The 22210-nt window shown below is 72.4% G+C and carries 19 protein-coding genes; 1 reads left to right on the top strand and 18 read right to left on the bottom strand.

What is annotated here, in order from left to right:
• Positions 1-8: 8 nt before the first annotated feature.
• The 15 genes from ACSJD1_RS16610 to infC all read right to left on the bottom strand — a co-directional run bounded on the left by ACSJD1_RS16610 (position 9) and on the right by infC (position 14538).
• On the bottom strand, positions 9-1226 hold the full coding sequence (locus tag ACSJD1_RS16610) for an acetylornithine transaminase (RefSeq protein WP_438856391.1): 1218 nt from the start codon (positions 1224-1226) through the stop codon (positions 9-11).
• Entirely contained in the window at positions 1213-2163 is a 951-nt protein-coding gene (gene argB / locus ACSJD1_RS16605) for an acetylglutamate kinase (protein WP_438856407.1), read from the bottom strand. Before argB ends, ACSJD1_RS16610 begins: the two co-directional genes overlap by 14 nt.
• Before the next feature lie 16 nt (positions 2164-2179).
• Positions 2180-3337 carry a bifunctional glutamate N-acetyltransferase/amino-acid acetyltransferase ArgJ gene (argJ, locus tag ACSJD1_RS16600; RefSeq protein WP_438856390.1) on the bottom strand — a complete coding sequence of 386 codons (1158 nt, stop codon included), beginning with the start codon at positions 3335-3337 and terminating at the stop codon, positions 2180-2182.
• A complete protein-coding gene (gene argC, locus ACSJD1_RS16595; RefSeq protein WP_438856389.1) occupies positions 3334-4377 on the bottom strand; it encodes an N-acetyl-gamma-glutamyl-phosphate reductase in 1044 nt (347 codons plus the stop codon). The genes argJ and argC overlap by 4 nt, the downstream gene beginning before the upstream one ends.
• Positions 4378-4630: 253 nt before the next feature.
• Positions 4631-5044, bottom strand: coding sequence for a DUF1801 domain-containing protein (locus ACSJD1_RS16590; RefSeq protein WP_438856388.1), 414 nt, complete (start codon positions 5042-5044; stop codon positions 4631-4633).
• Positions 5045-5194: 150 nt separating this feature from the next.
• On the bottom strand, positions 5195-7720 hold the full coding sequence (pheT, locus tag ACSJD1_RS16585) for a phenylalanine--tRNA ligase subunit beta (protein ID WP_438856387.1): 2526 nt from the start codon (positions 7718-7720) through the stop codon (positions 5195-5197).
• A 3-nt stretch (positions 7721-7723) separates the two neighbouring features.
• Positions 7724-8764 carry a phenylalanine--tRNA ligase subunit alpha gene (gene pheS / locus ACSJD1_RS16580; protein ID WP_438856386.1) on the bottom strand — a complete coding sequence of 347 codons (1041 nt, stop codon included), beginning with the start codon at positions 8762-8764 and terminating at the stop codon, positions 7724-7726.
• 61 nt (positions 8765-8825) lie between these two features.
• Entirely contained in the window at positions 8826-9740 is a 915-nt protein-coding gene (locus ACSJD1_RS16575; RefSeq protein WP_438856385.1) for an amino acid ABC transporter permease, read from the bottom strand.
• Positions 9737-10384 (bottom strand): amino acid ABC transporter permease, encoded by a 648-nt coding sequence (locus ACSJD1_RS16570; protein WP_438856384.1) that lies wholly within the window; start codon positions 10382-10384, stop codon positions 9737-9739. The genes ACSJD1_RS16575 and ACSJD1_RS16570 overlap by 4 nt, the downstream gene beginning before the upstream one ends.
• An 82-nt stretch (positions 10385-10466) precedes the next feature.
• Positions 10467-11342 carry a glutamate ABC transporter substrate-binding protein gene (locus ACSJD1_RS16565; RefSeq protein WP_438856383.1) on the bottom strand — a complete coding sequence of 292 codons (876 nt, stop codon included), beginning with the start codon at positions 11340-11342 and terminating at the stop codon, positions 10467-10469.
• 55 nt (positions 11343-11397) lie between these two features.
• A complete protein-coding gene (locus tag ACSJD1_RS16560) occupies positions 11398-12183 on the bottom strand; it encodes an amino acid ABC transporter ATP-binding protein (protein ID WP_438856382.1) in 786 nt (261 codons plus the stop codon).
• Positions 12184-12252: 69 nt separating this feature from the next.
• A complete protein-coding gene (locus tag ACSJD1_RS16555; protein ID WP_438856381.1) occupies positions 12253-13053 on the bottom strand; it encodes a TrmH family RNA methyltransferase in 801 nt (266 codons plus the stop codon).
• 197 nt (positions 13054-13250) lie between these two features.
• Complete coding sequence (rplT, locus tag ACSJD1_RS16550; protein ID WP_129234085.1) at positions 13251-13637, bottom strand: 50S ribosomal protein L20; 387 nt, start codon at positions 13635-13637, stop codon at positions 13251-13253.
• Between the two features lie 32 nt (positions 13638-13669).
• A complete protein-coding gene (rpmI, locus tag ACSJD1_RS16545) occupies positions 13670-13864 on the bottom strand; it encodes a 50S ribosomal protein L35 (RefSeq protein WP_067949205.1) in 195 nt (64 codons plus the stop codon).
• A gap of 56 nt (positions 13865-13920) precedes the next feature.
• Positions 13921-14538 carry a translation initiation factor IF-3 gene (infC, locus tag ACSJD1_RS16540; RefSeq protein WP_438856406.1) on the bottom strand — a complete coding sequence of 206 codons (618 nt, stop codon included), beginning with the start codon at positions 14536-14538 and terminating at the stop codon, positions 13921-13923.
• A 267-nt stretch (positions 14539-14805) separates the two neighbouring features.
• Between infC and ACSJD1_RS16535 the strand changes: the two genes are divergently transcribed.
• Positions 14806-15213, top strand: coding sequence for a DUF1844 domain-containing protein (locus ACSJD1_RS16535; protein WP_438856380.1), 408 nt, complete (start codon positions 14806-14808; stop codon positions 15211-15213).
• Between the two features lie 40 nt (positions 15214-15253).
• Here the strand turns inward: ACSJD1_RS16535 and ACSJD1_RS16530 are convergent, their stop codons facing one another.
• Genes ACSJD1_RS16530 through ACSJD1_RS16520 form a run of 3 tightly spaced genes read right to left on the bottom strand, consistent with a single transcriptional unit; the run spans position 15254 to position 22169 of the window.
• Entirely contained in the window at positions 15254-16030 is a 777-nt protein-coding gene (locus tag ACSJD1_RS16530) for a DNA-formamidopyrimidine glycosylase family protein (RefSeq protein WP_438856379.1), read from the bottom strand.
• A gap of 1 nt (position 16031) precedes the next feature.
• Positions 16032-20678: an ATP-dependent helicase gene (locus tag ACSJD1_RS16525; protein WP_438856378.1), complete on the bottom strand. Its 4647-nt coding sequence runs from the start codon at positions 20676-20678 to the stop codon at positions 16032-16034.
• 60 nt (positions 20679-20738) lie between these two features.
• Positions 20739-22169: a pyridoxal phosphate-dependent decarboxylase family protein gene (locus tag ACSJD1_RS16520; protein ID WP_438856377.1), complete on the bottom strand. Its 1431-nt coding sequence runs from the start codon at positions 22167-22169 to the stop codon at positions 20739-20741.
• Between the last annotated feature and the right edge of the window lie 41 nt (positions 22170-22210).

Genomic DNA, 22210 nt, shown 5'->3' with positions numbered 1-22210 from the left:
GGGCGGCGTCAACGGGCCGCCGCGACGGCCGCGAGGGCGCGACCGAAGCGGTCGGAGAACTCGTCGAGTTCGGCGTCGCCGATGATGAGCGGCGGAGCGATGCGGATGGTCGAGTCGTTCGCGGCATTGACGATCAGGCCGGCCTGCATGGCCGCAGACGAGAGTTCGGACGCCACCGGCTCCGTGAGCGCGACGCCCGCGAGCAGCCCGCGGCCGCGCGTTCCCGCCACGAGCGGCGAACCGAGGCCGAGCACGCGCTCGCGGAGCTCGGCACCGCGGCGCGCCGCGTTCTCGACCAGCCCGGCGCGCTCGATCTCGGCGAGGACCGCGTCGGCGACGGCGGTCGAGAGCGGGTTGCCGCCGTACGTCGAGCCGTGTTGGCCTCGCGAGAAGAGGTCGGAGGCGTGTCCGAACGTCACGAGCCCGCCGATCGGGATGCCGCCGCCGATGCCCTTCGCGACCGTGATCGCGTCGGGCATGATGCCGGCGTGCTGGAAGGCGAACCACTCGCCCGTCCGGCCCGCACCGGTCTGCACCTCGTCGATGACGAGGAGCGCGCCGTGCCGTCGGGTGAGCTCGCGCGCCGCCCGGAGGTAGCCCTCGGGCAGTTCGAGCACCCCCGCCTCGCCCTTGATGGGTTCGAGGATCAGCGCCGCGACCGACTCGTCGAGTTCGGACTCGAGTGCCTCGATCGTCGAGGGGAGATGGGTGACCCCGCCGGGCAGCGGTTCGAACGCGTCGCGCATCGCGGGCTTGCCGGTGAGCGCGAGCGAGCCCATGGTCCGCCCGTGGAACGCGTCGACCAGGGCGAGCACGCGCGTGCGCGCACCGCCGGAGTTGTTCAGGCGCGCCAGCTTGAACGCCGCCTCGTTCGCCTCGGCGCCCGAGTTGCCGAACCAGACGCGTCCCCCGTCGCCGGCACCCGACAGCCGCGTGAGCCGGTCGGCGAGCGCGAGGGCCGGGTCGGTCGCGAAGTAGTTCGACACGTGCGCGAGCCGGGCGGCCTGCCGCGTGACGGCCTCGACGAAGACCGGGTGCGCGTGGCCGAGCGAGTTCACCGCGATGCCGGCGAGGAAGTCGAGGTACCAGGCTCCCGTGTCGTCCTGCACCCACGCACCCTCGCCGCGCACCAGCTTCGCGAGCGGCATGCCGAGGGTCTTCATCATCCGGCGCGAGTAGTGCCCGCGCCAGTCGTTCGCATCGGTCACGAGGTCACCCCGCGGCATCCGTCGTCGAACCGTTCCCCGGGGCGCGAGCCGCGACCGGGACGACCTCGGTGCCGATCCCCTGGCGCGTGAAGATCTCGAGCAGGATCGAATGCGGCACCCGGCCGTCGATGATCGCGGCCTTCGGCACACCGCCCGCGACCGCCTCGAGGCACGCGGTCATCTTCGGGATCATGCCCGACTCGAGCGACGGAAGGAGCCCGTCGAGTTCGCGCACGTCGATCTCGGAGACGAGCGAGTCGCGGTTCGGCCAGTCGCGGTAGAGGCCGGCGACATCCGTCAGGATGACGAGCTTCGCCGCACCGAGCGCGACCGCGAGCGAGGCGGCGGCCGAGTCGGCGTTGACGTTCAGCGACTGGCCCGGCTGGTCGAGGTCGGGCGCGATCGAGGACACGACCGGGATCCGGCCGGCGTCGACCTGCGCGATCACCGCCTCGGGGTCGACCTCGACGACGTCGCCGACGAGTCCGAGGTCGACCTCGACGCCGTCGACGACCGCACCGCGACGTCGTCCGCGGAACAGCCCCGCGTCCTCGCCGGAGAGCCCCGCCGCGAGCGGACCGTGCTCGTTGATGAGGCTGACGAGCTCGCGGTTCACCTGGCCCGACAACACCATCCGGACGACGTCCATCGTCTCGGGGGTCGTGACCCGGTAGCCGCCGCGGAACTCGCTCGCGATGCCGAGCCGATCGAGCATCGACGAGATCTGGGGCCCGCCACCGTGCACGACGACGGGGCGGATGCCGGCATAGCGGAGGTAGACCATGTCCTCCGCGAACGCGCGCTGGAGTTCGGGGCTCACCATCGCGTTGCCGCCGAACTTCACGACGATCGTCTCGCCGTGGAAGCGCTTCAGCCATGGCAGCGCCTCGATGAGGGTCCCGGCCTTGCGGGCCGCGGCGGCGGCGTCATTGCGCGCGTCGTCGTCGGGGGTCATCTGCTCCTCGCTCATCTCAGCTCGAGTACGCGCTGTTCTCGTGCACGTAGTCGTGCGTGAGGTCGTTCGTCCAGATCGTGGCGGATGCCTCGCCCGCGTGCAGCTCGACCAGCACCTCGGTCGCCCGGGGGGTCAGGTCGACGTCGTCGCGCGGCCGATCGGGTCGGCCGGCGTGGCACACCCGGACGCCGTTCATCGTCACGTCGACGAGGTAGGGGTCGAAGGGTGCGGACGTGGTGCCGATCGCCGCGAGCACGCGGCCCCAGTTCGGGTCGTTGCCGAAGATCGCGGCCTTGAAGAGGTTGTTGCGAGCGATCGAGCGGCCGACCTCGACCGCGTCGTCCTCGGTGACCGCGCCGCGCACCTCGATCGCGATGTCGTGGCTGGCCCCTTCGGCGTCGGCCTGCAGCTGCAGCGCGAGGTCGCGGCACGCGGTCGTGAGCGCCTCGGCGAAGGTGTCGGGATCGGGCTCGACGCCGGAGGCGCCGGAGGCGAGGAGCGTGACCTGGTCGTTCGTCGACATGCAGCCGTCGGAGTCGAGGCGGTCGAACGTGACCCGCGTCGACCGCCGGAGCGCCGCATCGAGTCCCGGCGCATCGACGACCGCATCGGTCGTCAGCACCACGAGCATCGTCGCGAGGCCTGGTGCGAGCATGCCCGCGCCCTTCGCCATGCCGCCGATGCGCCATCCGTCGACGACGACCTCGACCGTCTTCGGCTTCGAATCGGTCGTCATGATCGCGCGCGCGGCGTCGGCGCCGGCGGCCTCGTCGCCCTCGAGCCGGTTCGTCGCGGAGAGCACGCCCTCCTCGAGCACCTCGCCGTCGAGCTGGTCGCCGATGAGCCCGGTCGAGCACACGAGCACGTCGCCCGCCGAGACCCCGAGGGCGGATGCCGCGGCCTCGGCCGTGCGATGCGTGACCTGGAAGCCCTCGGGCCCGGTGAAGCAGTTCGCGCCGCCCGAGTTCAGCACGATGGCGGCGACCGTTCCGTCCTGGATGACCTGCTCGGACCAGAGGATCGGGTTCGCCCTCGCCCGGTTCGAGGTGAAGACCGCGGCGCCCGCCTGCAGCGGACCTCGGTTGACGACGACGGCGAGGTCGAGGGCGCCGGAGCGCTTGATGCCGGCCGCGACGCCGGCGGCGTCGAATCCCTGGGGTGCGGTCACGCTCACGGTGCGACTCCGTTCACGGGCAGCCCGGTCGCCTCGGCGAGGCTGAGGGCGATGTTGGCGGATTGGATGGCGGCGCCGGCCGTCCCCTTCACCAGGTTGTCGACCGCGGTCACGACGACGACGCGCCCCGCCGCCTCGTCGACGGCGAGGCCGATGAGCGCGGTGTTGGCGCCGAGCACGTCGGCCGTGCGCGGGAACTGGCCCTCGGGCAGCACCTGGACGAACGGCTCGCCGGCGTACGCGTCCTCCCACGCCGCGCGGACCGTCGCCGGATCGGTGCCCGGCACGACTCGTGCGGTCGAGGTCGCGAGGATGCCCCGCGACATCGGGACGATCACGGGCGTGAACGAGATCGTCGGCGCCGCCGCACCCGCCCACCTCAGGGCCTGCTGGATCTCGGGGATGTGGCGATGCGTGCCGCCGACGGCATACGGATTGGCCGAGCCGAGGATCTCGGAGCCGAGCAGGTGCGCCTTCAGGGCTCGCCCTGCGCCGGAGGGGCCCACGGCGAGCACCGAGACGAGATCGGCGTCCTCGATGACGCCGGCACGGACCCCGGGCGCGAGCGACAGGGCGACCGTCGAGGCGTTGCAGCCGGGTGCGGCGATGCGCCGCGTACGGGCGAGGCGCGTGCGCTGGGTGCCCGACAGGCGCGGCAGCTCGGGCACGCCGTACTCCCAGGCCCCGTGGAAGTCTCCGCCGTAGAACGACGCCCAGTCGCCGGCGTCCTCGAGCCGATGGTCGGCGCCGCAGTCGATCACGAGGGTGTCGGCGGGCAGGTCGGCCGCGATCGCGCCCGACGCGCCGTGCGGGAGGGCCAGGAAGACGACGTCGTGCCCCGCGAGCGTCTCGGCCGAGGTCTCCTTGAGCGTGAGGTGCGTGTAGCTGCGCAGGTGCGGCTGGACCGCGGTGAGGGGCTGGCCCGCGTTCGAGTGCGCGGTCACGGTCCGCACGTCGAACTCGGGATGGTCGGCGAGGAGCCGCAGCAACTCCCCGCCTGCATAGCCGGACGCGCCGGAGACGGCGACGGTAAACGTCATGGAATCCACCTTATTGGGCTGAACGATCGGGGTGACGGCTCCGGCGACGCCCAGGACGGCAGGCTCAGGCCGCCGCGGGAGTCGCCTGGATTCGGCGCTCGCCCCGACGTCGGCCGCGCAGCACGACGGCACGCACGACGCGTGCGGTCTCGGCGGGCCGGGCGGTGGACATGCGGCGACCCTAGCCCTGCCGGAGGGCACCGTGCAAATCGCGTGACGACGAGGGGAGGGCGGACGCCTCGCCCCGCGCCGATCAGACGTCGTCGCCGCGCGTGCGCACCCAGGCCCGGTCGACGAGCGCCTCGAGCACGGAGAGGTCGACGGTCGAGAGACGACCGACCCAGAGGCATCCGGCCCCCACCTTGACCTTGCCCAGCCGATCGATGAGCTCGTCGGCGCCCGGGGTCTGCAGCCCGTACAGGGAGATCGAGGCCTTGCGCGGCGAGAACGCAACGACCGCGGTGTCGCCCTCGTGACCCGAGTCGTATCGGTAGTGGTGCAGGCCGTAGCCGACGATCGACGGACCCCACATGACGGCGTCGGTGTCGGTCACGCGATCGAAGAGCTCCCGCAGCACCAGCCCGTCCTCGCGTCGCCCGGCGGGCTCGACCGCGTCGAGGAACTCCGACACCGAGGCACCTGTGGGCACCGTCTTCGCTTCGGCCATGCTCAACGGTACCGCCGCCGGCGCGGTGCGGCGAGGTCCGGATGCGCGGGTCGGCCGTGCCGGCGCCGCCCGATCCGACCGCGATGCACGAGGGCGCCCGCACCGATGACCGGCGGGGCGCCCTCGTGACACCGGGATGCGACGGCGCCGTTACTCGCGGATGGCCGCACCGAAGCGCTCGCCGGCGAGGGCGGAACCCGCCAGCTTCGCCTCGCTGGCCTCGGCGGCGGTGAGCGTGCGGTCTGCGGCGCGGAAGCGGAGGGCGAACGTGAGGCTCTTGGAGCCCTCGGGCACGCCCTGGCCACGGTAGTCGTCGACGAGCTGCAGGTGCTCGAGGAGGTCCCCCGCGCCCTCGCGCACCGCGGCCGCGACGGAGGCGGCGGGCACGTCGACGGCGACCACCAGCGAGAGGTCCTGCGTCGCCGCCGGCAGCGTCCCGATGGGGCGCGCCTCGATCGTGTCGCCCGCGAGCTCGATGATCGCGTCGAGGTCGACCTCGGCGACCGCGACCACCCGCGGCAGGTCGGCCTCGGCGGTGAGCCGCGGATGCAGCTCGCCCGCGTAGCCGACGAGCTGCCCGCCGACGCGGACCTCCGCGGTGCGTCCGGGGTGCATCGCCTGGTGCGAACCCTGGGCGAACTCGACCTCGGCGCCCGCGGCATGCGCGATCCGGCGGACCGCGTCGAGTGCGTCGGCGATGCCCGCAGGTTCGGCCGCCCGACCGGGCTGCTTGGCACGGAGGTCGCCGGCGAGCAGGACGCCGACGTGGCGGGGCTGCGCGGGGATGCCGTCGTTCAGCTCGGCGAGCACGGCCTCGGACGGACGCTCCCACCCGATGGGCAGCTCGGCCGCGCCGTACGCGCGGCCGGCCTCGGGAAGGAAGACGAGGCCCAGCTCGTACACGTCGAGGTCGGCGAAGCCCCGCGACAGGTTGCGGCGCGCGACCCCGATGAGGCCCGGGATGAGCGAGCGGCGCAGGTAGGGCACCGTCGCGTCGAGCGCGTTCGCGAGCTTCACGCCCGCGACCGGCGAGCCGTCGGGCGACCCGTACACCGCGTTCTCGGCCTCGGACACGAACGGGAAGGCGAGCACCTCGGTGGCGCCTCCCGCCGCGAGCGCGTCGGCCACGCCGCGGCGCACGCGCTGCGAACGCGTGAGCCCTCGCCCGGGCGGGGCGACGGGCAGCACCGATGGGATGCGGTCGTAGCCGAGCAGGCGCGCGACCTCCTCCGCCAGGTCGACGTTCGCGGTGAGGTCGGGGCGCCACGACGGCGGGACGACGTCGAAGCCGCCCTCGACGCGGGTCACGGCGCCGCCGATCTCGGCGAGCGCGTCGTGCACCTCGTCGGCGGTGTACTCGACGCCGATGAGCCCGGTGACGAAGCCGTCGGGCAGGCGGATCGCCTCACGTGCCGGTGCCTCGTGCAGCAGCGAGCCGGTCTCGTCGGCGGTGCCGCCCGCGAGGTCGACGAGCAGCTGGGCGACACGTGCAGCGGCCGCGCCGGCGACCGCCGGGTCGACGCCGCGTTCGAAGCGCTTGGACGCCTCGCTCGGCAGCTTGTGCCGGCGGGCGGTGCGGGCGATCGACACGGGATCGAAGTTCGCGGCCTCGATCAGCACGTTCGTCGTCGCGTCGCCGATCTCGGTCGTCGCGCCGCCCATGACGCCGGCGAGCCCGATCGGCCCGCGGTCGTCGGTGATCAGGAGGTCCTCCGCGTGGAGCGTGCGCACCTTGCCGTCGAGGGTCTCGAGGGTCTCCCCCGCCGCCGCGCGCCGCACGACGATGCCGCCCTGCAGCGCATCGAGGTCGTACCCGTGGATCGGCTGGCCGAGCTCGAGCATCACGTAGTTCGTGATGTCGACCGGCAGCGACAGCGAGCGGATGCCCGCGAGCTTCAGCCGCGCGACCATCCACGCCGGCGTGGGCCGTGTCGGGTCGATGCCGCGCACGATGCGCGTCGCGAACACGCTCGCGCCGACGCGGCCGCGGATCGGCGCCTCGTCGCGGACCGAGACGGGGAACGCGTCGGCAGCGGCATCGGCTGCGGCGACCTGCGCGGCCGGGTCCCGGTACACCGCGCCGGTCGCGTGGGCGTACTCGCGCGCCACGCCGCGGATCGAGAACGCGTACCCGCGGTCGGGCGTGACGTTGATCTCCACCGCGGCGTCGTCGAGGCCGAGCAGCGCGATGGCGTCGGTGCCGACGGGCGCATCGATCCCGAGCGTGGAGAGGCGCAGGATGCCGTCGTGCTCATCGCCGAGGCCGAGCTCCTTGACCGACGCGATCATGCCGTCCGACACGTGGCCGTAGGTCTTGCGCGCCGCGATCGGGAACGGGCCGGGCAGCACGGAGCCGGGAAGGGTCACCACGACCTTGTCGCCGACGAAGAAGTTCCGTGCGCCGCAGACGATGCCGTGCACGGCGTCGCCGCCGTCGGCGGCCTGCTCGCCCTCGGGTGCGACGCGGACCTGGCACCAGCGGATGGTCTTGCCGTTCGTCTGCGGCTCCTCGACGAACCCGAGGACCTCGCCGACGACGATCGGGCCCTGGAGGTCGAACGTGTGCACGTCCTCCTCCTCGAGCCCGACGCGCACGAGCGCGGCGTGCACGTCCTCGAGGGACGTGCCCGGCGGGAGATCGACGTACTCGGCGAGCCAGCTGAGAGGCACTCGCATGCGTTAGACCACCATTCCGAACTGCTGGGAGAAGCGGATGTCGCCCTCGGCCATGTCGCGCATGTCCTGCACGTCGTTGCGGAGCATGAGGCCGCGCTCGATGCCCATGCCGAAGGCGAAGCCCGTGTAGACCTCGGGGTCGATGCCCGCCGCGCGCAGCACGTTGGGGTGCACCATGCCGCAGCCACCCCACTCGATCCAGCGCGGGCCGTCCTTGAAGGTCGGGTGCCAGAAGTCGAGCTCGGCCGACGGCTCGGTGAACGGGAAGAAGCTGGGGCGCAGGCGCACCTTCGCCTCATCGCCGAAGATCGACTTCACGAAGTGGTCGAGCGTGCCGCGCAGGTGCGCCATCGTCAGGCCCTTGTCGACGGCGAGGCCCTCGAACTGCATGAACACCGGCAGGTGCGTCGCGTCGAACTCATCGGTGCGGTAGACCCGGCCGGGCGCGAGCACGTAGATCGGCACCTCGCGCTCGAGCATCGAGCGCACCTGGACGGGGCTCGTGTGCGTGCGCATGACGAGGTGAGCCTCGGGCGGATCGACGAAGAACGTGTCCTGCATGGCGCGCGCCGGGTGGTCGGCGTCGAAGTTCAGCGCATCGAAGTTGAACCACTCGCTCTCGACCTCGGGGCCTTCCGCGATCTCCCAGCCCATGCCGGTGAAGACGTCGCAGACCCGGTCCTGCAGCAGGGCGAGCGGATGCCGCGCCCCGGCCGTGAAGCGCGACGGCAGCGCCGTGACGTCCACCGCCTCCGCGGTGAGCTGGGCCTCGGCCTCGGCCTCGAGGATCTCGGCCTCGCGGGCCGCGAACGCCTGGTTCACACGGCCTCTGGCGGAGCCGACGAGCTTGCCGAGGGCGGCCTTCTGGTCGTTGGGGACGGAGCGCAATGAGGCGTTGAGCCGCGCGAGCGCCGACTTTTCGCCGGTGTGATCGGCGCGGACGGCCTTCAGCGCGGCGGAGTCGCCCGCTGCGGCGATCGCGGCGAGGGCCGCGTCGACCGCGGCCGCGACGGCCGGTTCGGTGATCTGGAGGGGCTCGGACACGAAGAACGAGTCTAGTGGGCTGGGCCCGCCGCCCTCACCCGCAGAAGGTGGCGACGCCCGATCAGGGCGCTCCGCCGGCCTGCCCGGGCGGTCGCGCCTCGGCGTTCGCCTTGGCGAGGCCCTTCAGCAGCTCCTCGTTCTCCTCGTCCGGGTTCGGCGGCGCCTGGCCGGTCCGGCTGGCGGTGCGCTTCGCCACCCACCGCGCGAACCACGACAGCGACAGGTTCATCGCGAGGTAGAGCACGAGCGTGACGACGAAGAACGAGAACAGGTAGTAGTTGCCGTAGAAGCTGGCGAGCTGGTTCATGTTGACGCGCAGCAGCTCGACGTACCCGACGATGTAGCCGAGCGACGTGTCCTTCAGGAGCACGACGAGCTGGGCGATGATGATCGGCAGCATCTGGCGGAACGCCTGCGGGAACTCGATCAGCATCTTCGACTGCATCGGCCGCATGCCGAGACTGAGTCCCGCCTCGCGCTGCCCGCGCGGGAGCGCCGCGAGTCCGGCCCGCAGCGCCTCGCCGATCAGGGCTCCGTTGTAGAGCGTGAGCGCGGCGACGACGGCCCAGAACGAGCCGGTGTTCAGCACGAGCAGGATGAAGAGCATCATGAGCAGCACGGGCATTCCGCGCACGAACTCGAGCACGATCGCCGTCGGGATGCGGATCCACGCCGTCTGCGCGCTGCGCAGGAGCGAGAAGACGATGCCGAGGGCGATGGCGAGCACGGCCGCGGTGAGCGCAGCGCGCAGGGTGCCCCAGACTCCGGCGACGAAGATGTAGCGCCAGACGGTCGGGTCGGCGAAGATGTCCCACCGCGACGGGTCGAAGTAGCCGGGCAGGTCGCCGCGTGGAGCGTTCAGCGTGAAGAAGATCCACGCGAGCCCGCCGAGGATCGCGATGCCACCCGCGATCGAGGCGATCAGCGAGTTGCGCCGGGCGACCGGACCCGGGGCGTCGAAGAGCACGTTCGTCATCGCTGCACCACCCAACGTCGTTCGAGCCTGGCCGCCAGGAGGCCCAGCGGCACGGTGATGAGCAGGTAGAAGGTCGCGACCCCGAGGAGCACCGGGATGACCTGGTCGCCACGCGCGTTGGCGACGGTGCGACCGACCGCGAACAGCTCGACCACGAAGAACCCGCCGGCCACCGACGTGTTCTTCGTCAGGGCGATGAAGACGTTGATGAGCGGGGGGATGGTCATCCGGAAGGCCTGCGGCAGGACGATCAGGCCCACGGTCTGCGAGAACCCGAATCCGACGCTCCGAGCCGCCTCGGCCTGGCCGACGGGCACGCCGTTCACGCCGGAGCGCAGGGCCTCGGCGACGAACGGCGAGGTGTAGACCGAGAGGCCGATGGACGCCGCGGTGACGTAGTCGAGCCGCGATCCGAGCTGCGGCAGCACGAACGCGCAGAAGAACAGCACGAGCGTCAGCGGCGTGTTCCTGACGAGCTCGGTGTAGACCGTCGCGAACCAGCGCAGCGACGGCACCGGGGAGATGCGCATGGCGGCGATCAGCGTGCCGATGACGAGTGCGGCGATTCCCGAGACCACCAGCAGGAGCACGGTCGTGCCGAAGCCCTGCAGGTAGAGCGGGAAGTTGTCGAAGACCGCGTCCACGCGCTTCCTTCCTCTGTGTGCGGCCGGCGAACCGACCCGGGGAGGTCCGGGTGCCGATCGGCACCCGGACCTCGCAGTCGGATCAGTACCGGTCGACGGCCGGCGGGTCGCGGAACTCGAGCACGGTTCCGGCGGTGGCATCCCACGCGGCCTCGTACGAGCCGTCCTCGTAGGACTGCTCGAGGACGTCGTTGATCCACGAGCGGAAGTCGTCGTCGCCGAGCATCACGCCGATGCCGTACGGCTCCTGCGTGAAGGGCTCGCCGACGACCTTGAACTCACCCGGGTTCTGGTCGACCAGGCCCGCGAGGATCACATTGTCGGTCGAGACCGCGACGGCCTGGCCGCTCCGGAGCGGCTCGAGGCAGTTGCTGTAGGTGTCGGTCTCGATGACCTCGGCGCCGAGCTCCTTGAGGTTGGCTGCCGGGGTCGAGCCCGTGACCGAGCAGACCGGCTGCCCGACGAGGTCGTCCTCGCTCGTGATGTCCTCGTTGTCGGCGAGGACGAGGATCGACTGGCCGGCCTCGAAGTAGGGCCCTGCGAAGTCGACGACCTTCTTGCGCTCGTCGTTGATCGTGTAGGTGGCGACGACGAAGTCGACCTGGCCGTTCTCGATGAACGGCTCGCGGTTGGCCGAGACCGTCTCGACCCACTCGATGTCCTCCGGCGCGATGCCGAGCTCGCCGGCGATGATCTTCGCGATCTCGACGTCGAAGCCGACCGGAACCCCGTCGGGGCCGACCAGGCCGAAGAGCGGCTGGTCGAACTTCGTGCCGACCGTGACCGTGCCCGCCTCGGCGAGCTTGGCCATCGTCGTGCCCTCCTCGAACTCGGGCGCCTCCTCGACGCTCGGCTCCGCGCCGTCGTCGCCGGGGGCGCCGGCGTCGCCGGCGCAGCCGGCGAACAGGAGTGCGGTCGCGGCCGCAGCGGCGACCAGGGCGATTCTGCTGCGTCTCATGTCGTGCCTCATCTCTCGTCTCGTTCGGGTCTCCGCCGCTCGTGGCAGCGGAGGTCTAGTGCGCGAGGATCTTCGACAGGAAGTCCTTCGCGCGATCGGTCTTGGGGTGGTCGAAGAACTCGGCCGGGGTCGCCTCCTCGACGATCGCGCCGTCCGCCATGAAGAGCACGCGATCCGCAGCCTTGCGGGCGAAGCCCATCTCATGGGTGACGACGATCATCGTCATGCCCTGCTCGGCGAGGCCGACCATCACGTCGAGCACCTCGTTGATCATCTCGGGGTCGAGCGCGCTCGTGGGCTCGTCCATGAGGATGAGCTTCGGGTTCATGGCGAGCGACCGCGCGATCGCGACGCGCTGCTGCTGGCCGCCGGAGAGCTGGGCGGGCATCTTCTTGGCCTGGTTGGCCACGCCCACCCGCTCGAGGAGCTCCATGGCCTTGGCCTCCGCGTCCTTGCGCGACATCCGCTTGACCCTGATGGGCGCGATCGTCACGTTCTCGAGCACCGTCTTGTGCGCGAAGAGGTTGAAGGACTGGAAGACCATGCCGACATCGGCGCGGAGCTTCGCGAGCGCCGCCCCCTCTTCCGGCAGGACCTCGCCGTCGATGGTGATGGCGCCGGAGTCGATCGTCTCGAGCCGGTTGATGGCCCGGCACAGCGTCGACTTGCCGGAACCGGAGGGCCCGATGACGACGACGACCTCGCCTCGGTTGACGACCGTGTTGATGTCGTTCAGGACGTGGAGGTCGCCGAAGTACTTGTCGACGTGGTCGATCACGACGAGGGGTTCGCCCCGACGGACCGAGATGTTCGACGTCGGAGGAGCGGTGTCGGCCGGCATATCCCCCAAACTAGGGCGCGCGACGGCATCGCGGCCACCGTCCGGACGGTGGGTTACCGTTCCGTTACCTCAGCTTCGCTGCGCGAACGCGCTCTCGTACAGGCAGACCGATGCCGCGGTCGCGAGGTTCATCGACTCGGCGTGCCCGTAGATCGGCACCGTGACGACACGATCGGCGAGCGCGAGCTTCTCGTCGGGAAGGCCGTGCGCCTCGTTGCCGAAGAGCCACGCCGTCGGTTCCGCGAGCACGCCGTCGCGGCGCGCGTCGAGGAGGTCGTCGCCCTTGACGTCGGCGGCGAGGATCGAGAGACCCGCCTCGCGGGCCCGGGCGAGCACGTCCTCGAGCTCGGCGCCCACGGCGACCGGCAGGTGGAAGATCGATCCCGTCGAGGAGCGCACGACCTTCGGGTTGTAGAGGTCGACCGCGCGACCCGTGAACACGACCGCATCGGCGCCGGCCGCGTCGGCCGCCCGCACGATGGTACCGGCGTTGCCGGGGTCGCGCACCTCCTCGAGGATCGCGACGAGCTTCGGATGCGCCGCGAAGACGTCCTTCACCGCGGTCGGGAACTGGTGGCAGACCGCGACGAAGCCCTGCGGCGTGACCGTGTCGGCCATCGCGTTCAGGACCTCTTCCGTCACGTACTCGACGTCGACGCCCGCGTCGATCGCCGTGTCGCCGATGTCGGAGTAGCGCTCGAGGGCGGTCGGGGTCGCGTAGAGCTCGACCACGAGCTGGGGCCGGAAGGTGAGCGCCTCGGCGACGGCCTGCGGACCCTCCAGGAGGAACATGCCCGTCTCGACGCGCGCGGGCTTCTTCGCGAGCTTGGCGACGGCCCGCACTCGCGGCGACCTCGGGTTCTCCAGCACGCGTCAAGCCTACCGACGGATGCCGCTGCGCCGCCGTTCACGCGCCGGTCGCGCCGTGGCGACGGGTGGGCCGCACGACGACCGGGGTTCACGCGACGACCCCGGCGGGCCGTCGCACGATGCGGTGTCCGCCCGTCGGTGGACGACGAACGGCCCGGCACCACGGGGGCGCCGGGCCGTTCGGGCCGAAGCGGAGACTAGGCCGCGTTCTTCGGAGCGTTCACGTCGCTCGGGAGCGCCTTCTTGGCGGCCTCGACGAGGCCCGCGAAGGTCGCCGGCTCGTTGACCGCGAGGTCGGCGAGGATGCGACGGTCGACCTCGATGCCGGCGAGGCCGAGGCCCTGGATGAGGCGGTTGTACGTGATGCCGTTCTGGCGCGCAGCGGCGTTGATCCGCTGGATCCAGAGGCGACGGAAGTCGCCCTTCTTCTTGCGGCGGTCGTTGTACGAGTAGACGAGCGAGTGGGTGACCTGCTCCTTCGCCTTGCGGTAGAGGCGCGACCGCTGACCGCGGTAGCCCTCGGCGCGCTCGAGGATGACCCGACGCTTCTTGTGCGCGTTGACTGCGCGCTTGACTCTTGCCATGACTGTGTCTCTTCCTTACCGGGTCTCGTCGCTCAGCGACCGAGCAGCTTCTTGATGACCTTGGTGTCGGGCGCCGAGGCGACCTTGTCCTGGTTGAGGCGGCGGGTGCGCACCGAGGACTTGCCCTCGAGGTTGTGGCGCATACCGGCCTGCTGCTTCTTGATCTTGCCGCTGCCGGTGACCTTGAAGCGCTTCTTGGACCCGGAGTGGGTCTTCTGCTTCGGCATCTCTCGTCTCTCTCCTTGGTTCTGCCGCCACCGGGGTGGCGGACGTCTGTGCTGGCCTAGGCCTCGTCGGCCGGGGCCGTCTGCGACTCGTCGCCCGCGGCGTCCGCCGCCGGGCGCTGCTTCGCCGCAGCACGCTGTGCATTCGCCTCGGCCTTGGCCTCGGACTTGTTCTTGAGGGGCGCGATGACCATGACCATGTTGCGGCCGTCGATCGTGGGGTTGTGCTCGACCGTGCCGAACTCCGCCACGTCTTCGGCGAAGCGCTGCAGGAGGCGCACGCCCATCTCGGGTCGCGACTGCTCGCGACCGCGGAACAGGATCATGGCCTTGACCTTGTCGCCGGCCTTCAGGAAGCCGACGGCGCGCTTCATCTTGGTCTCGTAGTCGTGCTTGTCGATCTTGAGGCGGAACCGAACCTCCTTGAGGATCGTGTTCGCCTGGTTGCGCCGGGCTTCCTTCGCCTTCTGCGCAGCCTCGTACTTGTACTTGCCGTAGTCCATGATCTTGACGACCGGCGGACGGGAGTTCGGCGCGACCTCGACGAGATCGAGGTCGGCCTCCTGCGCGAGCCGCAGTGCCACCTCGATCTTCACGACGCCGACCTGCTCTCCGCCAGGGCCCACGAGGCGGACCTCGGGAACGCGGATACGGTCATTGGTACGCGGATCGCTGATGCGAGTCTCCTCTACTCGAACTGGTTTCCAGCCCTTCGGGAGACGGATGCCGCCCGAAGACGAGAGCGGAAATCCACGCGATGACGCCCCGCGGATTCTCACCGCGGGCTCATGCGGCACCCTTGCTCCTCCCCCGCCGGAGCGGGGAAGGGGAGTGCGAACGACCCGGTAACCTTGATGAAGCGGTATGCGCGGGTGGGAGTCTCTCCACTTTCGTACCGGGGACTGGCCCCGGAGCCCGCAGTAGTCTAGCAGAGGAATCCCCCGGTGAGCGACACTTCGCCCGAGTACACGCGTGCGCCCGAGCACGACCACCCCGAGGCCGACACGCAGGCCGGCACCGAGCAGGCGGTCGCCGACGCCACGCGCGACATCGCCGAGGTGCCCGCGGTCGAGGTCATCACGACGGCGGCCGTGCACCTCATGAGCGCCGCGGCGGTGAAGGTGGGCCTCGCCGACGACCCGGAGTCGCAGACCGACCTCGACGAGGCTCGCAAGCTCATCAACGCGCTCGCCGGCCTCATCACCGCGGGGGCTCCCGAGATCAGCGACATGCACGCGCGATCGCTCCGCGACGGGCTGCGCTCGCTGCAGCTGGCGTTCCGCGAGGCGTCGACGATCCCCGACGAGCTCGGCAAGGGCCCGGGCGAGAAGTGGACGGGGCCGGTCTCCTAGGCGCGACCGGGAGGCACGTCGCTCTCGAGCCGGTCGCGGCTCATCGCTGGCAGTGCGGGCACCAGTACGTCTCCCGCAGCTCCACGTCGTTGCGGCCGAACCGGCCGTGCTCGATGCGCGTGCCGCATCGCCGGCACGGCTCCCCCGCGCGCCCGTAGACCCAGAGCCGCCGCCCGGGTCGCGTGTCGCCCGTCGTCGTCCGCTCGAGTCGGTCGCGGTTGGCGTGGATGACCCGGCGTGCGAGGTCGATGGTCGATGCGAGGTCGACCTCGCCGATCGGGCGGTCGGGGCGGATGCCGCGGAGGAAGCACACCTCGTTGACGAGGACGTTGCCGAGCCCGGCGAGGTTCCGCTGGTCGGCGAGCGCGACGACCGCCGCCACGTCCGGCTCAGCGGCGAGCCGGCGCTCGGCCTCTGCGGCGTCCCAGTCGGGCCCGAGCAGGTCGGGGCCGAGGTAGGCGAGCCGCTCGCCCGCCTCGCTCGCCGGGAAGACCTCGACCAGCCCGAGGTCGAAGCCGACGGCCGTGGCATCCGCGGTCTCGATGATGGCGCGGGCGCGATACGCGGGTCGCGGCCACCGTCGGCCGGGCGGGATGATGCGCCACTCCCCCTCCATCTTCAGGTGGGTGTGCAGCACGACGTCGCCGATGCGCATGAGCAGGTGCTTGCCGCGGCTGGCGACCGAGTGGATGGTCTCGCCGGCGAGGTCGACCGTGGCGTAGGCCGGCACCCGGATGTCGCTTCGGACCACGGTGCGCCCCGCGAGCGCGTCGTCGAGCCGACGTGCGGCGCGGAAGACGGTGTCGCCCTCGGGCATCTCAGCCCCGCGCCTCGAAGCGGAGGCCCTGCGGGGTCTCGCGGAAGCCGGCGGCGCGGAGCGGGGCGTCGAGTTCCGAGCCGAACACGCCGGCGCCGTTCACGGTCTCGACCCGGAAACGCGCGCCGCGGGCCCGTGCGAGCGCGTCGGCGAGTGCGGTCGCGCCCTGCACGAGCGCCGCGTCGTCGTCGGTGAAGACGAGCGCGGTGCGTCCGCCGCGCTCGAGGTAGAACGCGACCTCGCCGTCGACGATCGCCACGACGGCGCCCGCCTTGCGCGCCGGTCGGTGGGTGAGTTCGACGACCGGGTCGGGCCAGTCGAGCGCCGCGCCGAACGGGTTCGCCGGGTCCGTGGCGGCGAGCGCGAACGCGCCGCCCTGCGGGGCCTGCCGGAGTCGGTCCACTGCGGCGCTCGTGGCGAACTGCGCGCCGCCCTGGCCGTCGACGAAGTAGCCGCGCCGCACGCGACCGGTCTCCTCGAAGCCCGCGAGCGTGCGGTAGGCGAGTGCGAAGCCGCCGAGGTGGTCCTCGGCGACGACCGAGCCGCGCGTGACGACGCCGTAGCGCTCGAGGAGCGTCTCGCCGAGCGCGTGCGCGCGCGGGGTGGCGGCGTCGCTCGGCACGGGGAGCACCGACCAGCGGCCGGCCGCTCGCGGGGGCGCCGATCGCGGCGAGCGGGCGCCCTCCGCCGCGGCCGCCGCCTGGGCGAGCACCCGGCGCGACACGGTCCGCCCGCGGATGCGCGCTCGGGGCGTCGACGCGCGGGTCTTGTGCGCGCCTCCGCCGGTGAGGAGTCCGCGCACCGGCGCGAACGTGTCGTTCGTCACGAGCCCGGCCCACGCGAGGCGCCACAGTGCGTCGAGGACCGGCGCGTCCTCGGTCGCGCCCACGGCTTCGACGAGCTGGCGGTAGAAGTAGGCGCCGCCCCCGCCGAGCACGGCGAGCAGTTCGGTCTCGATCGCGTCGAGGGGCTGGTCGACGGGCGCGGGCATGGTGAGCTTGGCCGTGTCGGCGAGGTGCAGGCCGACCCAGCCGTCGTCGCCCGCGAGCGCCCCCTGCCCGACCCAGAGCACCTCGCCGCTCGAGGTGAGTTCGTCGAGGAACTCGGGACGGTAGTCGCCGACGCGCGCCGGGAGCACGAGCGACTCCCACGCCGACGCGGGGATCCGCACGCCCTCGAGCTGCTCGACCACCGCCGCGACGCCGTCCACCCCGCGGAGTCGCCCGCCGACGTGCTGCCAGTCGGGCAGGAACCGTCCGAACTCGCGGGCTGCGACCGGCTCGACCTCCTCTCGCAACGCGGCGAGCGACCGGCGACGCAGCCGGCGCAGGACCTCGGCGTCGCACCACTCGGCACCGCTGCCGTGCGGCAGGAACGCGCCCTCGACGAGCCTCCGCTCCCCCGCCAGACGTGCCAGGGCGGTATGCGCGACGGCGCCGCCGATGCCGAAACGCTCGGCGACGGCGACGGTCGTGAACGGGCCGTGGGTGCGGGCGTAGCGGCTCACGAGATCGCCGAGCGGGTCGCGCACCGCCTCGCCGAACGCGTCCGGCAGTCCCGGCGGGATCGGCACGCCGAGCGCGTCCCTCAGGCGGCTGAGGTCCTCCACCGCGGCGACCCACTCGGTGCCCGCGAACCGCACGCGGGCGCCGCGGCGCGCGGCCAGCAGCGCGACGACGGACGCCGCGGCATCCGTCGCCTCGTCGACCCGCTCCGAGATCTCGGCGTCGGTGAGCGGCCCGAGCTCGCGAAGCAGGTCGGCGACGCCCTCCTCGCCTTTCGCCAGCCGATCGGGGTGGCGGCGCTGCAGCATCCGCTCCGTCTCCTCGACGACCGCCGGGTCGAGGAGCTCTCGCAACTCGACGGTGCCGAGGAGCTCCGCCAGGAGGCCGGGGTCGAGCGAGAGCGCGGCCGCGCGGCGTTCGGCGAGCGGCGCATCGCCCTCGTACATGAACGCGCCGACGTAGCCGAACAGGAGGCTCGCGGCGAACGGGCTCGCGGTCTCGGTCGCCACGTCGACGAACCGGACCCGGCGAGCGCGGATGCGCTCGGCGAGCGCCGTGAGCGCCGGCAGGTCGTAGACGTCCTGCAGGCACTCGCGCACGGCCTCGAGCACGATCGGGAAGTCGGGGTAGTCGCGTGCGACCTCGAGCAGCTGCGACGCCTTCTGCCGTTGCTGCCAGAGCGGCGAGCGCCGCCCCGGATTCTGCCGCGGCAGGAGCAGGGCGCGGGCGGCGCACTCGCGGAAGCGGGAGGCGAAGAGCGCCGAGTCGCCGACCCGCTCGGTCGCGAGCTGGGCGAGCTCTTCCGGGTCGAACTCGAAGAGCTCGCTGCCGGGCGGCTCGTCGGCCGTATCGGGGATCCGCAGCACGATGCCGTCGTCGCTCGCGACCGCGCGCGCCTCGACGCCGAGGCGCTCCATCACGCGCGCGTCGACCGCGAGCGCCCACGGGGCGTGCACGCGCATGCCGTACGGCGAGTGCAGCACGATCCGCCAGTCGCCCAGTTCGTCGCGGAACCGCTCGACGACGAGGTGCTCGGCGTCGGGCACGACGCGCGTCGCCTCACGCTGGTCGGCGATGAAGCGCACGAGGTTCGCGCCGGCGCGCTCGTCGAGCCCGGCGGCGGTGGTGCGGTCGAGCGCGGCGGGCTCGTCGGCGGCCGCGAGCTCGCCGATGAAGGCCCCGATCGCGGCGCCGAGTTCGGCAGGCCGCCCGATCCCGTCGCCCTTCCAGAACGGCAGCCGGCCGGGCTCGCCGAAGGCGGGCGAGACGAGCACGCGGTCGTGCGTGATCTCCTGGATGCGCCAGCTCGTCGCACCGAGTGCGAAGACGTCGCCCACGCGCGACTCGTAGACCATCTCCTCGTCGAGCTCGCCCACCCGCCGGCCCGGACCGGCGTCTCCGATCATGAACACGCCGAAGAGGCCGCGGTCGGGGATCGTGCCGCCGCTCGTGACGGCGAGCCGCTGCGCACCCCGCCGACCGGTGATGGTGCCGGCATCGCGGTCCCACACGATGCGGGGCCGAAGCTCCCCGAACCGGTCGGACGGATAGCGGCCCGCGAGCAGGTCGAGCGTGGCGTCGAACGCGGAGCGCGGCAGCGACCCGAAGGGCGCCGCGCGCCGGACGACGTCGAACCAGTGCTCGACCTCCCACTCGTCGATAGCGGCGGCCGCGACGGTCTGCTGCGCGAGCACGTCGAGCGGGTTCGCCGGGATGCGCATGGGTTCGATCGCGCCCTCGACCATGCGCTCGGCGACGACCGCGGAGTGCAGCAGGTCGGCGCGGTGCTTGGGGAACAGGACGCCCTTCGAGACCTCGCCGACCTGGTGGCCGGCACGGCCGATGCGCTGCAGGCCGCTCGCGACCGACGGCGGCGACTCGACCTGCATGACGAGGTCGACTGCGCCCATGTCGATGCCGAGTTCGAGGCTCGAGGTCGCGACGACGCACTTCAGGCGCCCGGCCTTGAGGTCGGCCTCGACGAGCGCGCGCTCCTCCTTGCTGACCGAGCCGTGGTGCGACCGGGCGATGATCGGCTCGGCGCCCGCGGTGATGCCCGATGCGCCGGGCAGCTCGGCGGGCGGACGGCGCCCGGCGGCCGCGAACGGCGTGCTGCGCGCGACGATGGAGGCCTCGGCCGGCGCCTCCACGGCGGCGCCGACGGCCGCGACCTCCGGCGCAGGGGCACCGGCGTCGGTCTCCTCGTCGGCCTCGTCGGGCGCGGTGCGCTCCGCCCAGAGCTCGTTGAGCCGCGCCGTCAGCCGCTCGGCGAGTCGGCGGGAGTTGGCGAACACGATGGTCGATCGGTGGGCGAGCACCTGATCGAGGATCGCCTCCTCGACGTGGGGCCACACCGACCCGCCCGCCTCGCCCGACAGGTCGCCGAGGTCGTCGACCGGGACGGTGACCCGCAGGTCGAACCGCTTGCCCGAGGGCGGGGCCACGATCGAGACCGGACGAGTGCCGGCGAGGAACCGCGCGACCTCCTCATGCGGCCGCACGGTCGCCGACAGGCCGATGCGCTGCACGGGGCGCGCGACGAGTTCGTCGAGCCGCTCGAGGGAGAGCGCGAGGTGCGCGCCGCGCTTGGTGCCGGCGAGCGCGTGGATCTCGTCGACGATGACCGTCTCGACCCCTGCGAGGGTCTCGCGTGCCTGCGAGGTGAGCATGAGGAAGAGCGACTCGGGCGTCGTGATGAGGATGTCCGGCGGGCGCTTCACGAGCGCGCGGCGGTCGGTCGGCGAGGTGTCGCCCGACCGGACGCCCACCGTGACCTCGGGCACGTCGACACCGAGGGCCGTGGCCGTGCGGGCGATGCCGACGAGCGGGGCGCGGAGGTTCCGCTCGACGTCGACGCCCAGGGCCTTCAGCGGCGAGAGGTAGACGACGCGCGTGGCGCGCGCCACGCCATCCGCCACCTCGCCCGTCGCCGCGTCGACGGACGGACCCTCGTGGTGGAGGCGGTCGATCGCCGACAGGAAGGCGGCGAGCGTCTTGCCCGAGCCCGTGGGCGCGACGACGAGCGCGTGCTCGCCCCCGGCGATCGCACGCCACGCCGCCTCCTGCACGGGCGTCGGCTCGTGGAAGGACTCGGTGAACCAGGCCCGCGTCGCGGGCGCGAAGGAGTCGAGCGCCCCGGTCATCCCTCCATTCAAGCGGATGCCGCCGACACCGTCGCCGCGATCGTGACCTGCCGCGGTTGCTCAGCCGTGCGACTCGCCCGCACGCTGCTCGCCGAGCACGCGCCCGACGGCCGCGACCGTGCGGCGCGCCTGCGCGGCATCCGTGCCCCAGTTGCTCACGGAGAAGCGCACGACCGCCCGGTCGTGCCAGCGCGAGGTCATCGCGAGCACCTCGCCGTCGTCCCAGAGCGCGGTGCTCAGCGCCTCGGTCGCGGTGTCGTCCTCGAGCGCGATGCAGACCTGGGTGAACACGACCTCGTTCAGCACCTCCACTCCGGGCAGCTCGGCCAGCCCGTCGGCGATGATCCTCGCCGACCCGGCGAGCCGGTCGATGAGCGCCGCGACGCCCTCGCGTCCGAGGTGCCGCAGCACCGCCCAGGTCGGGACCCCCCGCGCCCTGCGCGACAGCTCCGCGACCTTCTCGTGCGGATCGGCGCCGACGTCGGTGGCCTGGAGGTAGCTCGCGTGCATGCTGAGCGCGCGGCGCAGTGCCGCCGGGTCGCGCACCATCGCGATGCCGCAGTCGTAGGGCACGCTCAAGGTCTTGTGCGCGTCGGTCGACCAGCTATCGGCGTCGGCGAGGCCGACCGTCAGGTGCCTGAGGCGCGGGGATGCCGCGGCCCACAGCCCGAACGCGCCGTCGACGTGCACCCAGGCACCCGCCTCGTGGGCGATGCGGCACGCCTCGGCGAACGGGTCGAAGGCGCCCGAGTGGATGTTCCCCGCCTGCAGCGCCACGATGGCCGGGCCCTCTCCGCGAGCGAGCTCCTCGGCGAGCGCGTCGGACCGGATACGGCCCTGGTCATCGGATGCGACCGCCGTCGGCGAGCCCAGCCCGAGGTAACGCGCGGCGAGGTCCATCGTGCCGTGACGCTCTTCTCCCGCGATCCACCGGATGCGCGGAGAGCCGCTCATCCCCTGCTCCTCGACGTCCCAGCCGACCCGGCGGAGCACCTCGTCGCGCGCCGCGGCGAGGCACGCGAACTGCGCCGTCGTCGCACCGGTGGCGAAGCCCACGTCGCTCCCGGAAGGCAGGCCGAGCAGGTCGAGCAGCCAGGATGACGCGATCTCCTCGGCGGCGACCGCTCCGGGTGTGATGGTCCTGAGCCCCGAGTTCTGGTCCCAGGCCGAGACCAGCCAGTCCGCCGCGAGCGCGACCGGCTGCGTGCCGCCGATCACCCAGCCGAAGAACCTCGGCGACCCGATGGCGATGAGGCCCGGCTCCGCGCGATTCGCGAGCCGGTCGATGACGGCGTCGGCGGCCTCGCCGCGTTCGGGCAGGTCGCGCCCGAGCGCGTCCATCACCTCCTCGATTCCCGCACGCGGCGGGATGGGCCGCTCGGGAAGCGTGCCGAGCCACTCGGCAGCGCGGCGATGGGCGAGGGCGAGCAGGTCGTCGTCGAGCGGTCGAAGGTCGGGTGTCGCCGTCGTCGGTGAGGGTGCGTCGGACATCATTCCACCTGGATTCCCGCGCATCATCGCGCAGTCCCGAT

This window comes from Agromyces excoecariae (assembly GCF_051715505.1).
Taxonomy (GTDB): domain Bacteria; phylum Actinomycetota; class Actinomycetes; order Actinomycetales; family Microbacteriaceae; genus Agromyces.
The sequence above is the reverse complement of the archived record's forward strand: the minus strand, read 5'-3'. Positions and strand labels throughout refer to the sequence as shown.

Excerpts from the sequence above, each read along its gene's own strand:
- ACSJD1_RS16610 (WP_438856391.1), bottom strand. The coding sequence starts at position 1,226 with ATGCCGCGGGGTGACCTCGTGACCGATGCGAACGACTGGCGCGGGCAC.
- argB (WP_438856407.1), bottom strand. The coding sequence starts at position 2,163 with ATGACCCCCGACGACGACGCGCGCAATGACGCCGCCGCCGCGGCCCGC.
- argC (WP_438856389.1), bottom strand. The coding sequence starts at position 4,377 with ATGACGTTTACCGTCGCCGTCTCCGGCGCGTCCGGCTATGCAGGCGGG.
- ACSJD1_RS16590 (WP_438856388.1), bottom strand. The coding sequence starts at position 5,044 with ATGGCCGAAGCGAAGACGGTGCCCACAGGTGCCTCGGTGTCGGAGTTC.
- pheT (WP_438856387.1), bottom strand. The coding sequence starts at position 7,720 with ATGCGAGTGCCTCTCAGCTGGCTCGCCGAGTACGTCGATCTCCCGCCG.
- ACSJD1_RS16575 (WP_438856385.1), bottom strand. The coding sequence starts at position 9,740 with ATGACGAACGTGCTCTTCGACGCCCCGGGTCCGGTCGCCCGGCGCAAC.
- ACSJD1_RS16565 (WP_438856383.1), bottom strand. The coding sequence starts at position 11,342 with ATGAGACGCAGCAGAATCGCCCTGGTCGCCGCTGCGGCCGCGACCGCA.
- ACSJD1_RS16560 (WP_438856382.1), bottom strand. The coding sequence starts at position 12,183 with ATGCCGGCCGACACCGCTCCTCCGACGTCGAACATCTCGGTCCGTCGG.
- rplT (WP_129234085.1), bottom strand. The coding sequence starts at position 13,637 with ATGGCAAGAGTCAAGCGCGCAGTCAACGCGCACAAGAAGCGTCGGGTC.
- rpmI (WP_067949205.1), bottom strand. The coding sequence starts at position 13,864 with ATGCCGAAGCAGAAGACCCACTCCGGGTCCAAGAAGCGCTTCAAGGTC.
- ACSJD1_RS16530 (WP_438856379.1), bottom strand. The coding sequence starts at position 16,030 with ATGCCCGAGGGCGACACCGTCTTCCGCGCCGCACGTCGGCTCGACGAC.
- ACSJD1_RS16525 (WP_438856378.1), bottom strand. The coding sequence starts at position 20,678 with ATGACCGGGGCGCTCGACTCCTTCGCGCCCGCGACGCGGGCCTGGTTC.
- ACSJD1_RS16520 (WP_438856377.1), bottom strand. The coding sequence starts at position 22,169 with ATGTCCGACGCACCCTCACCGACGACGGCGACACCCGACCTTCGACCG.